Here is a 12185-nt window from a genome sequence, read left to right as displayed (position 1 = left end):
TAGGAGCATGACTGACCAGGCTAACTCCGCTAACTCAAAACCAGGCGTGGCCGGATCTCGTGTGAGGTCCGGCCTCGTATGGTTTGGCGCACGCACGCGCCCGACGATTCCTGAGATCGAACCGTTGGTTCGAGCACTGCGTGCGAACCATCCGAAAGCCGATGTGAGCGTGATCGAGCGCGCCTATCGCACGGCCGAATTGCATCACCGGGGGCAGGTTCGTAAATCGGGTGAGCCGTATATTACTCACCCAGTTGCGGTGTCAACGATTCTTGCTGAAATGGGTATGACCACCCCGACACTGGTGGCTGCTCTTCTGCATGACACGGTTGAAGATACGGACTACACGGTTGAAGAGCTAGCAGCGGAATATGGTGAGCCAATTGCGGCGCTCGTTGACGGTGTGACGAAGCTGGACAAGGTGCGCTACGGCGAATTTGCTCAATCTGAAACACTGCGCAAGATGCTTGTTGCGATGAGCCGCGATATTCGAGTTCTTCTCATTAAGCTTGCTGACCGTCTTCATAATGCGCGCACGTGGCGTTTCGTCCCCTCATCGTCAGCGAAGAACAAGGCGCGCGAAACGCTTGAGATTTATGCGCCTCTTGCTCATCGTCTGGGCATGAACATGGTGAAGTGGGAACTCGAAGAGCTCTCCTTTAAGACGCTGTACCCAGAGATTTATGAAGAGATCGATCACTTGGTTGCAGAGCGCGCTCCCCAGCGCGATGTGTATCTGCGAGATGTGATTGGCCAGATTGAAGAGGATCTTCGTCATTCAGGGACGAAGGGCACTGTCTCTGGTCGTCCCAAGAACCATTATTCGATCTATCAGAAGATGATCGTCCGTGGTAAAGCATTCGATGAGATCTTCGATCTGGTGGCCGTTCGCGTCCTCGTAGAGTCAGTGAAGGATTGCTACGGCGTTCTGGGTTCTTTGCATGCTCGGTGGAATCCGATTCCTGGGCGTTTCAAGGACTATATCGCCATGCCGAAGTTCAATCTGTACCAGTCGTTGCACACGACGGTAATTGGACCCGGTGGTAAGCCTGTCGAAATCCAGATTCGTACTTTTGAAATGCACGAGCGTGCCGAACACGGCGTTGCCGCGCACTGGAAGTACAAGCAGAATCCGAATGCGACTGGCGTCGATACAGATCGAATGAGCCACGATGAACAAGCCAACTGGCTTCGCTCCCTTGTCGAGATGGAACGTGAAACGGGTGACCCTGAAGAGTTCCTCGATTCTTTGCGCTATGAGATCGCCGGTGACGAAGTTTATGTTTTTACACCGAAGGGGCAGGTTGTTGTTCTGCCAGCGCATGCAACACCCGTTGATTTCGCCTATGCGGTGCACACTGAGGTTGGGCACCATACGGTTGGTGCGAAAGTGAATGGGCGCCTCGTTTCGCTTGATACTCAGCTTGAGTCTGGCGAAACGGTTGAGGTTGTGACCTCGAAGTCCGACAAGGCTGGTCCGTCACGTGACTGGCTTGCTTTTGTGGCATCTCCGCGTGCGCGTTCGAAAATTAAAACGTGGTTCTCTAAAGAACGTCGCGAAGAAGCGATTGAAGAGGGCAAGGAAGCGCTTGCGAAGGCAATGCGTAAGCAGAATCTTCCTCTTCAACGCTTGATGAGTCATGAGACGATCCTGTCGGTGGCAACGTCGTTGGGCTATTCCGATGTGTCCAGCCTGTATGCGGCTGTCGGTGAGAGCCAGGTTTCGCCTCAGAACGTTGTGTCAAAACTTGTCGAGAACCTAGGTGGGGGAGACGGCACCGAAGAAACTCTGTCCGAAGGAGTGACTCCGGGTGCGAACCGGATTCGCACTCAATCGGGTTCGTCCGATGCGGGTATCACCGTTGCCGGTATGGAGTCCAAAGATATTTGGGTGAAGCTGGCAAAGTGCTGTACCCCGGTTCCGGGCGATGATGTTGTTGGTTTTATTACTCGTGGCCAGGGCGTGTCCGTCCACATTGCTTCGTGCCATAACGCTGTTCGACTGAAGGAATTGCAACCTGAGCGCTTTGTCGACGTTTCTTGGGCACAGGGAGTCAGCGGACAGGTGTTCCGTGTTCAGATCCAGGTCAAGGCTTTGGATCGTGCGGGATTACTGTCGGATCTGACGAAGGTGATGTCGGACTATCGCGTCAACATTGTGTCTGCGTCAACGAATACGACGTCCGATCAGGTTTCGCTTGCTCGATTCTCGTTTGAGTTGGCAGATATGGCGCATTTGAATGCGGTTCTTTCCGCTCTGCGTCGCGTCGATGGGGTGTTCGAGGCCGTTCGCGTGTGACATCTCTGCGCGTTAAAGGACGGGACAATCGGGGCAAAACAGCCGTAATCGTCCATGTCGTAAACACCAGTTTATGAAATGGGGGCCAAGGTCGTAGACTGACAGAGGTGCACCACATCGGCGCACTGAGAACCACGCTCCGTGGAGACTCTTCCACGCATCGGCGCATAGCGCCCTCGCCATGAAAGGCAATTATTGTGACAACGACGCCGACCCCCACCCCTGCTCCCTCTTCTGACGAGCAGAACATCACCCCTTCGGCTCCGGCCAAGGAAACTCCCGTGTCCGCGTCGAGTACGCCACTCACTCACGAGTTCGGTCGTATCGATGAAAATGGCACCGTGTACGTTGTCGATAACGGCACTGAGCGTGTTATTGGTGGCTACCCCGAAGGGGTGCCTGCAGAGCCTTTCGCCCTTTACGAGCGTCGTTTTGCGGATATTGAGGCAACCATCAAGCTGTTCGAACATCGTCTTGCAACTTTGGCTCCCAAAGATATTGATCTGACTCTTGCGACGATCACCGAAGCTCTTGAATCTCCGAATGCTCTGGGTAACCTTGCTGCGTTGCGCGAACGTGTTGAGAGCGTGAAGGTGCGCGCTGAAGAGCGTAAAGAAGTAGCAAAGATTGAACGCCAAGCTGCTCGTGAGGAAGCTTTGAAAGCTCGTAGGGCAGTCGTTGAGGCCGCTGAAGCCATCATCGCTCAGGCTCCTGAGCGTATTCACTGGAAGCAGTCTGGTCAGAAGCTCCGTGATCTGCTCGACGAATGGAAGTCGTTGCAGCGCAAGGGACCGCGCATCGAAAAGACTGTTGAAGATGAGCTCTGGAAGCGCTTCTCTTCGGCGCGTACTCAGTTTGATCGTCAGCGTCGCCAGTACTTCTCTGCTCTCGATCAGGCACAGTCTGAGGCGAAGCGAGTGAAGGAAGCCATTATCGCCGAGGCTGAAGCTTTGCAGACTTCGACCGATTGGGGCGCCACTTCGGGTGCATACCGTGAGCTGATGAATCGTTGGAAGGCAGCTCCTCGCGCATCCCGCAAGGAAGATGATGCTCTGTGGGCACGCTTCCGTGCGGCACAGCAGGTCTTCTTCGACGCACGTCGCGCGAAGGACGAGGCCACTGATTCTGAGTACCGCGAGAATCTTGCTGCCAAGGAAGCGCTTGCCGACGAAGCAGAGAAGATCCTGCCTGTGGAGGATCTTGAGGCTGCGAAGACCGCCCTGCGTTCGGTCCAGGATCGCTGGGAAGAAATCGGTCGAGTTCCTTCCTCTGACTTGCATCGCATCGAAGGTCGTCTGCGCGCGGTTGAATCTGCAATCCGCGAGGCAGAAGAAAACGAATGGCGTCGTACCAACCCTGAAACACGTGCACGTGCTCAGGGTATGCTCGGCCAGCTCGAGGCTCAGGTTGAGTCCCTCGAATCGGATCTTGGCGTTGCCAAGGCGAAGGGCGACGAAAAGAAGGTCAAGTCCCTTACTGAGGCTCTGGAGACAAAGCGCACCTGGCTTGCTCAGATTCGCACCTCTATGGAGTGATCGGTGAAAATCACTATTATTCCCACGCCGTACTACGCAGCCAACTGCGTGGTGCTGGTTGCCGATGGCGAGCCGGCGGCGCTGGTCGTCGATCCGTCAGCGGGAGTGCAGGATAAGATTCGCGAGGTCTTGGTCGCGTCTGAAGCTCATGTCGGAGCTGTTCTTGCAACTCACGGTCATCCTGATCATGTCTGGGATTGTGCCGAGGTTGCCTCGTGGGCGCCTGAGGCTCCTGCCCCTACGTGGATCCCGGCTCCTGATCGATACCGAATGGATGATCCGGCATCGCATATTCCGATGCCCGTGCCCCCGAGCATCGGCCCGTGGGTGAAGCCCACCGATCTCCGCGATTTTCCGGGTGGTAGCGTTGAGGTGCTTCCCGGTATCTGGATGAAGATGGTTCCAGCTCCAGGTCACTCTGAAGGTTCTGCCGTGTTTATCGGTCACTGCGATATTGAGGTTGAGATGAAGGGACAGACTGTCTTCTCGTCTTCAACCCCGGTTCCGTGGGCTCTATCTGCTGATGTGCTTTTTGCGGGTTCGGTTGGTCGTACGGATCTTGCCGGTGGCGATGAGACTCAGATGCGCCATTCGCTACGCACTATTTCACATGCTTTGGATCCTGCAACCCTCTTGATTCCGGGGCACGGTCCAACGACGGTTTTGTCGCATGAGATTGAGACAAATCCGTATTTGAGGCGGGCTCGTACACTCGGCTGATACCTATCAAGAACTGGCGTTGCGCCTTGGGGATTCCCAAGGTGCAACGTGTTTTTCGGCTAGTGGTTTTTCGAGTGTCTGCCTGGGCTCGACCTTAACGGGGATCAGAGCCCGAATATCGTTGCCCGTTTTAGGCAATACGCCTAGGCGTGGAACAATAGAGCCATGGCACGTACATCTCTTTCCGGTTTCCCCGAATGGCTCCCCGAAGGTCGAATCATCGAACAGTTTGTTCTTGACCATATTCGTCAGGTCTTTGAGCTGCATGGTTTCTCTGGGATTGAGACTCGTGCGGTTGAAACGCTTGAGCAGCTTGAAGCAAAAGGGGAGACCTCGAAAGAGGTTTATGTCCTTGACCGCCTGCAAGCGATGAAGGACAGAGAAGCTGGTCGTCATTCATCTAAGGAACGCAAGATGGGTCTGCACTTTGACCTGACGGTTCCTTTTGCTCGGTACGTCATCGAGAATGCGAACGAGCTTGATTTCCCATTCAAGCGCTACCAGATCCAGAAGGTCTGGCGTGGTGAGCGCCCGCAGGAAGGGCGTTTCCGTGAGTTCACTCAAGCTGACATTGATGTTGTTGGCAACGGTGATCTTCCCTTCCACTTCGAGGTCGATCTTCCTCTTGTGATGGCCGAGGCTCTTGCAACGCTTCCGATCCCGACAGTGCACGTGCTCGTGAACAACCGCAAGGTTGTTCAGGGTGTGTGCGAATCTCTCGGTGTTACCGACGTTGAGGCTGCATTGCGTGGCCTCGACAAACTGGACAAGATTGGTCCCGAGGGCGTTACCGCAGAACTCGCATGGTCGAATATCAACGGTGAGCAGGCCGAGACGCTTCTCAAGATGGCCCAGATCCGTAGTAATGATCCCGATGATATCCGTTCTAGAATTGCTGAACTCGGTTGCGATGGCGAGCTTCTTGCCGAGGGTGTGGATCAGCTGTGTGCGCTCCTCGAGGAAGCGCATCGTCGTATGCCCGGCGCTGTCATCGCTGATCTGAAGATCGCGCGTGGCCTGGACTACTACACCGGCTCCGTTTACGAATCGGTGATTGAAGGCCACGAGGACCTCGGCTCCATTTGCTCCGGTGGGCGTTACGATTCGCTGGCAAAGGATGGGAAACGCACCTACCCGGGCGTTGGTCTCTCGATTGGCGTCTCGCGTCTGGTCTCCCGCATGATTTCAGCACCGATGGTTCAAACTACCCGCAAGGTTCCTGCCGCGGTCGTTGTTGCTGTCATCGACGAGACAGATCGCGCTCGCTCGGAAGATATCGCAATGCAGTTGCGTAGCCGTGGAATTAGCACCGATGTTGCACCGAGCGCGGCCAAGTTCGGCAAGCAGATTAAGTTCGCTGATAAACGAGGTATTCCATTCGTCTGGTTCCCGGGAATGGAAGGTGAAGCCGACACGGTCAAAGATATTCGAAGCGGAGAACAAATCGAAGCTGATGCTTCGACGTGGACTCCGCCTGCCAAGGACTTGAACCCGCGTGTCATCTCGGTCGGAGCATGATTGTCGAAACGGGTCGTGGCTGATGCTTTTGGGGGCGGTGAGTGATCTCACCGCCCCCAAAAGCATCGTTTCGTGAGGGAGCAACGTAGGCTTGTTTGAGCGATGAGGCGCGCCTTGAATGAAAGTGATGGGCACCGCTAAGCGGTGGATGTTGTGGGATGAGGTTGCGCCGAAGGCCCCACAGTGGCCCGGCTTGATAGAAATCAGCCTCGAATGAAACACACAATCCGATAGGAATACTGTGCCTGAAAAACAGGAAATGAACCTCAACACCTTCGACGAATTGAACGAACCTGCCGAAACGACTGGTGCCGTTGAAGAGCTTCCGGCCGAAGAAAACGACAACCTGGACTTAGAATCCGGCCTCGTCGATGATGAACTCGAGAACGCCGAAGATGGCGGCGAACGTGAAGACGACGAAGAAGAGATCGAGGAAGAGGAAGCAGAAGAAGAGCCTTCCGTCACCTTTGCTGACCTTGGTCTTCCCGATGAGATCCTCGATGCTGTCACCCAGATGGGGTTTGTGACACCGACTCCGATTCAGGAAAAGGCGATCCCTTCCCTGCTCGAATTGAATGACGTTGTCGGTATTGCCCAGACCGGTACCGGTAAGACTGCCGCTTTCGGTCTGCCTATGCTCGCGATCGTGGATGCTGATGAGAAGCTCGTCCAGTCCCTCGTGCTTGCTCCAACCCGCGAACTTGCCATGCAGTCCGCGCAGGCCATTGAGGATTTCGCAGCCCGTACACGTGGCCTTGATGTTGTTCCTGTCTACGGTGGTTCACCCTATGGCCCGCAGATCAACGCTCTGAAGAAGGGGGCGCAGGTCGTTGTCGGCACCCCTGGGCGTGTCATCGACCTTATTGAAAAAGGTGCGCTGGATCTGTCCGGTGTGCGCATGCTCGTCCTCGACGAGGCCGACGAAATGCTACGCATGGGCTTCGCTGAAGACGTCGAAACGATTACCTCGTCCGTGCCTCAAGACCGCCTGACCGCACTGTTTTCCGCCACGATGCCCCAGGCGATTGAACGCATTGCGAACACTCACCTGTTTAACCCCGTGAAGATCGCTGTCTCGGAAGAATCTTCGACTGTTGACACGATCCACCAGACCTACGCTGTCGTGCCGTTCAAGCACAAGATTGGCGCTTTGTCTCGCGTGCTCGCGACGCGTGCCCAGCACATCACTGCCGGTCAGGAAGACGCCGATGCTGCGATTGTGTTCGTGCGTACCCGCGCCGACGTTGAAGAGGTTTCCCTCGAAATGTCAGCACGAGGTTTCCGCGCAGCCGGTATTTCCGGTGACGTCGCGCAGACTGAACGTGAACGCATGGTTGCACGTCTGCGTGCCGGCACGCTCGACGTGCTGATCGCAACCGACGTTGCGGCTCGTGGCCTCGACGTTGAGCGCATCTCACTGGTCGTGAACTTCGATGTTCCTCGTGAACCGGAAGCCTACGTGCACCGCATCGGTCGTACCGGTCGCGCCGGTCGCGAAGGTCGCTCGCTTACTTTCTTTACTCCACGTGAACACGGTCGCCTGCGCCGCATCGAGAAGCTGACCGGCACCCCGATGGAAGAGATTCAGATTCCATCGCCCGCAGCAGTCTCCGAGTTCCGTTCGCGTCGCATGCTCGAAGGCCTCAACGCTCGCATCGAACGCGGTCGTCTTGAAATGTACAAGAATCTGCTGACCGAGGTCCAAGAAACGTCTGAAACCGACATTATGGACATCGCTGCCGCGCTCATGGCGAACGCTGTTGGTGACGAGGGGCCGGCTCCGCGCGTTGAAAAGGACCGCCGTGGCAAGGGCAGGGTCCGTAACGAAGAAGAAATCGACGAGTCCGGAGAATTCGTTGGTGCTTCATTCGAGGGCGGTCGTGATAAGGATCGTCCGCTGAAGCCAGGCCACCAACGCGGTCGTGGTCGCAAGGCATCCTTTGGTGCCGGTACCCGATACCGCGTTGAGGTTGGCAAGAAAGACCGCGTGAAGCCCGGTTCGATTGTCGGAGCGATTGCTGGTGAAGGTGGCGTTGACGGTCGCGACATTGGCAATATTGAAATCTTCCCGACCTTCTCGCTGGTCGAAATTTCCGGCGACCTGACCGACGATCAGTTGCACCGCATTGGCAAGGGCTACGTTCAGGGCCGTCCGCTGCGCATTCGCGTGGACCAGGGCCCCGGTAAGGGCGGGCATCGCTCTGACCGCGAACGTAGCTTCGACAAGGCTAAGAAGTTCGATCGTTCAGGACGCCCCGAAGGTGACCGTGGCGAACGCGAATATGCGCGTCGTTACGAACACCGCGATGACAAGCCGCGTCGTGCGCACAAGGACCGCAACGACCGCTTTGATCGTCATGCGCACCACGAGTCGTCCGACCGTCGCTCATCGCTACGGGCCACAAAGCGTTCCGGCTCTTCTGATCGTTTTCGCGCGAGTGGCCGTGGCAAGTCCGCCGATCGTTTCGACCGCGGTGGCAAGTCAGGTTCAAAGGGTACGAGGTCCTTTGGTTCTCACCGTCACTCACGCTGAATGTAACGGTGGCGCGATCTGACACAGGGTGTTGACAAGGCCCAGAATGAAGCGCTTAAACGCAAAGGGATGGCGGATGAAATCATCTGCCATCCCTTTGGTGTATCTGCCTACGGGCTCGTGATGAGCCTCGTTAAATGGCGAAATAACTACGAAGCCGAAGGGGCATCGCCACCCTTGATTCGCAATGATGCTACAAGAGCGACCACAGTGACGATCACGGTGATAACGGGGGAGGCCAAGTAGGAGAGGGACCCTACTGGCATGACCAGCGCGAAGAGAGCGAAGGCAATCGACACTAACGCGAGTTCGATTGATGCACCTGCGGCGTCGGCGACCTGAAGCCACGATGCAACTTTACCGTGCTCCGAAGTATCGGTAAGCCCCAGCGTCAGCACTGAGAGTGTCGAGTGCATGAGTCCCGTGCCAAACCCGGCAACAAACCAGCCGATGAGGGCTGGCCACACGGGCCACGACGCAATCACAAGGAACAGAATCGGGACAAGACCAAGCGTCAGCAGAGCCATGCCAATCGCGGGCAACTGCATACGACGGTCAGGGTCGTGGACTCGAGCCTGGTAAGTCGCACCGGCAGACCACGAGATCGTACCGATGGTGACAGCGAGAGCGGCCTGATCTGCATCCCACATGTGAACGCGTTGCAAGACAAGTGGCAGGAACGCCGCCACACCGGCCTGCGCGCCCATGGCAAGCAGGCGCGTCATAATCGCCGCGGGCATCCCACGCTTCAAACGCATCGCGCCCTTGGGGAGAAGCTGGGGGAGAGCCCACCCGGTTAGCACAAGCCCCACAATGATCAAAATGATCAGTTCAATGCCACCGAGAGCCCCCGACAGCTGAAGCATCAGAACACCGGTGCCCGCGATCAAAGCAAGCAATCCCAAGTGCTTCAGATTCTTCACCGGGTGCGTTTTGGACGAACCGAGCTGGCGAAGAACAGAAATCAGGGGAAGAACGGCAAGAAGAGCCAAGAACGGAACCGCCCAAAAGACCGGGCGCCAGCCGAAGTACTGCGCAACATACCCAGCAATCGCAGGACCAACGAGGCCCGGCAAAACCCACGACAGAGAGAACGCGGCGAAGAAGAAAGGTCGATGATTAACGTGGGCAATCGAACCAATGAAGACATACAGCGGAACAATAATGAGTCCGCCACCCAAGCCCTGGATCAGACGACCGACAACGAAAACTGCAATGTGAGGAGCGAATGCTGACGTGAGCAGACCGGCGATAAAACAGATAAAGCCGGCAAGAAGAACCGTCCGAGGCCCTTTTGAATCCGCCAGCGCTCCTGCGATGACGGTCGCACTGAGCTGAGCTGAAAGAGCTGCGCCAGAAGCGACTGAGAACCACGCTTCGGAATCCAGATCCGCAACAACATTCGGCATGATCGTCGTTGTGGCAAGCCCCTCAAACGCTGCAAGGGTAATCAAAAGAACTGAGCCTACGAGCAAAGAAATCTCAATAGGTTGCCATGTGAGGCGTGTGGAATCTTCAGCAGTCACCTGCGAATCTTCCCACTCCTAGAGCCCAGCAAGCAAAGCAAGTGAACAAGAGCGCATAAAGGGGAGTAAAATCGCGGTGCCGCCGCCCGTCTCGCGGATGGCCACAATGAAAGGAAGACACGTGCTGCGCACTCATAATATTGGCACCCTCAATACCGACCTTGTCGGTCAGACCGTTACTCTGACCGGTTGGGTGGATCGTCGCCGTGATCACGGCGGCGTTGCATTCGTCGATCTCCGCGATGCATCCGGTATTGCACAGGTTGTCGTTCGCGACGAATCCGTCGCCCACGAGCTCCGCTCCGAATTCGTCCTCAAAGTCACCGGCGAGGTGTGTGCTCGCCCCGAGGGTAACGAGAACCCTAACTTGCCCACCGGCGCCATCGAAGTGATGGGCGACGACATTGAAATCCTCAATACGTCCGCACCTCTTCCTTTCCAAGTCTCTGCGCACGCAGAAGACTCCGGCAACGTTGGCGAAGAAACTCGCCTGAAGTACCGTTACCTCGACCTTCGTCGCGAACCGGAACAGTACGCGCTGCGTCTTCGTTCCAAGGTGTCGCGCGCCGCTCGTGACACTCTCTACACGCACGACTTTGTCGAAATCGAAACCCCGACCCTGACGCGTTCGACCCCCGAAGGTGCTCGCGACTTCATCGTCCCGGCTCGTTTGTCGCCCGGCTCTTGGTACGCACTTCCGCAGTCCCCGCAGCTGTTTAAGCAGATGCTCATGGTTGCCGGTATGGAACGCTACTTCCAGATCGCACGTTGCTACCGTGACGAGGACTTCCGCGCTGACCGTCAGCCGGAATTCACCCAGCTTGACATTGAAATGAGCTTCGTTGACCAGGATGACGTCATTGCCGTTGCCGAAGATGTCATGACGAACGTCTGGAAACTCATCGGCTACGACCTGCCGACCCCGCTTCCTCGAATGACCTACAAGGACGCGATGGAAAAGTATGGCTCTGACAAGCCCGACCTTCGTTTCGGCCTTGAGCTGGTTGACCTGACCGAATACTTCAAAGACACCACGTTCCGTGTCTTCCAAGCTCCCTACGTCGGCGCAGTCGTCATGCCCGGCGGTGCTTCCCAGCCGCGTCGCACCTTTGACAAGTGGCAGGAATGGGCGAAGGCACGCGGTGCAAAGGGCCTCGCTTACGTCACCATTGGTGAAGACGGCACCCTCGGTGGTCCCGTTGCCAAGAACATCACCGATGCTGAGCGCGAAGGACTGGCGGAAGCAACCGGTGCTCAGCCCGGCGACTGCATCTTCTTCGGTGCGGGTAAACCGACCGCCTCGCGTGAATTGCTTGGCGCGGCGCGCCTCGAAATTGGCAAGCGTTGCGATCTGATTGACCCCGACGCATGGGCATTCACCTGGGTGGTTGATGCTCCGCTCTTCAAGCCCACCGGCGACGCAGAAGCAGAAGGCGACGTTGCACTTGGCCACTCCGCATGGACCGCTGTGCACCACGCATTTACCTCCCCAAAGCCCGAATGGCTGGACTCCTTCGACAAGGACCCGGGCAATGCACTTGCCTACGCCTACGACATCGTCTGCAACGGCAACGAAATTGGTGGCGGCTCAATCCGTATCCACCGCCGTGACATCCAGAACCGCGTCTTCAACGTCATGGGTATTGACGACGAAGAAGCCCAGGAGCAGTTTGGCTTCCTGCTGGATGCCTTCAAGTTCGGCGCTCCGCCGCACGGTGGCATTGCATTTGGTTGGGACCGCATCGTTTCGTTGCTCACCAAGTCCGAGTCGATCCGCGATGTCATCGCCTTCCCGAAGTCGGGTGGTGGCTACGATCCGCTGACCGAAGCTCCCGCTCCGATTACGCCTCTCCAGCGTAAGGAAGCTGGTGTTGATGTCCAGCCGAAGAAGCGTGGCGAAGAGGAACCCTCCAAAGAAGAGGCCGGTGAAGCACAGTGATAGTGCGCGTTCAATGACGCACCCTATCGTTCCCGTGGAGATTTCATCTCCGGTGAACAACTGAGCACAGAGGGCGGTACTGAAGATTGAGGTCTTCGGTACCGCCCCCTGCTTT

7 protein-coding genes are annotated in these 12185 nt (G+C 56.7%); 6 read left to right on the top strand and 1 reads right to left on the bottom strand.

The genetic code is table 11. The features are described 5' to 3' along the window. The first annotated feature begins 7 nt into the window (after window positions 1-7). From PG731_RS05970 to PG731_RS05950, 5 genes are all read left to right on the top strand, one after another. Window positions 8-2299: a RelA/SpoT family protein gene (locus PG731_RS05970; RefSeq protein WP_270772787.1), complete on the top strand. Its 2292-nt coding sequence runs from the start codon at window positions 8-10 to the stop codon at window positions 2297-2299. A gap of 197 nt (window positions 2300-2496) precedes the next feature. Then, window positions 2497-3834: a DUF349 domain-containing protein gene (locus tag PG731_RS05965; RefSeq protein WP_442952657.1), complete on the top strand. Its 1338-nt coding sequence runs from the start codon at window positions 2497-2499 to the stop codon at window positions 3832-3834. A 3-nt stretch (window positions 3835-3837) separates the two neighbouring features. Beyond that, window positions 3838-4554, top strand: a complete 717-nt coding sequence (locus PG731_RS05960; protein WP_270772785.1) for an MBL fold metallo-hydrolase — start codon at window positions 3838-3840, stop codon at window positions 4552-4554. A gap of 165 nt (window positions 4555-4719) precedes the next feature. After that, window positions 4720-6072 (top strand): histidine--tRNA ligase, encoded by a 1353-nt coding sequence (gene hisS / locus PG731_RS05955; protein ID WP_270772784.1) that lies wholly within the window; start codon window positions 4720-4722, stop codon window positions 6070-6072. Between the two features lie 241 nt (window positions 6073-6313). After that, window positions 6314-8605 carry a DEAD/DEAH box helicase gene (locus PG731_RS05950; protein ID WP_270772782.1) on the top strand — a complete coding sequence of 764 codons (2292 nt, stop codon included), beginning with the start codon at window positions 6314-6316 and terminating at the stop codon, window positions 8603-8605. Between the two features lie 149 nt (window positions 8606-8754). On the opposite strand, the gene PG731_RS05945 is transcribed toward PG731_RS05950, so the two are convergent. After that, window positions 8755-10131 carry an MFS transporter gene (locus tag PG731_RS05945; protein ID WP_270772780.1) on the bottom strand — a complete coding sequence of 459 codons (1377 nt, stop codon included), beginning with the start codon at window positions 10129-10131 and terminating at the stop codon, window positions 8755-8757. A 121-nt stretch (window positions 10132-10252) separates the two neighbouring features. Here PG731_RS05945 and aspS point away from each other — a divergent pair, with 121 nt between their 5' ends. Beyond that, window positions 10253-12070: an aspartate--tRNA ligase gene (aspS, locus tag PG731_RS05940; RefSeq protein ID WP_270772777.1), complete on the top strand. Its 1818-nt coding sequence runs from the start codon at window positions 10253-10255 to the stop codon at window positions 12068-12070. Window positions 12071-12185 lie beyond the last annotated feature (115 nt).

The organism is Pauljensenia sp. OF14-1SRA, assembly GCF_027694595.1.
In the GTDB taxonomy this organism is placed as follows: Bacteria; Actinomycetota; Actinomycetes; order Actinomycetales; family Actinomycetaceae; genus Pauljensenia; species Pauljensenia turicensis_B.
The sequence above is the reverse complement of the archived record's forward strand: the minus strand, read 5'-3'. Positions and strand labels throughout refer to the sequence as shown.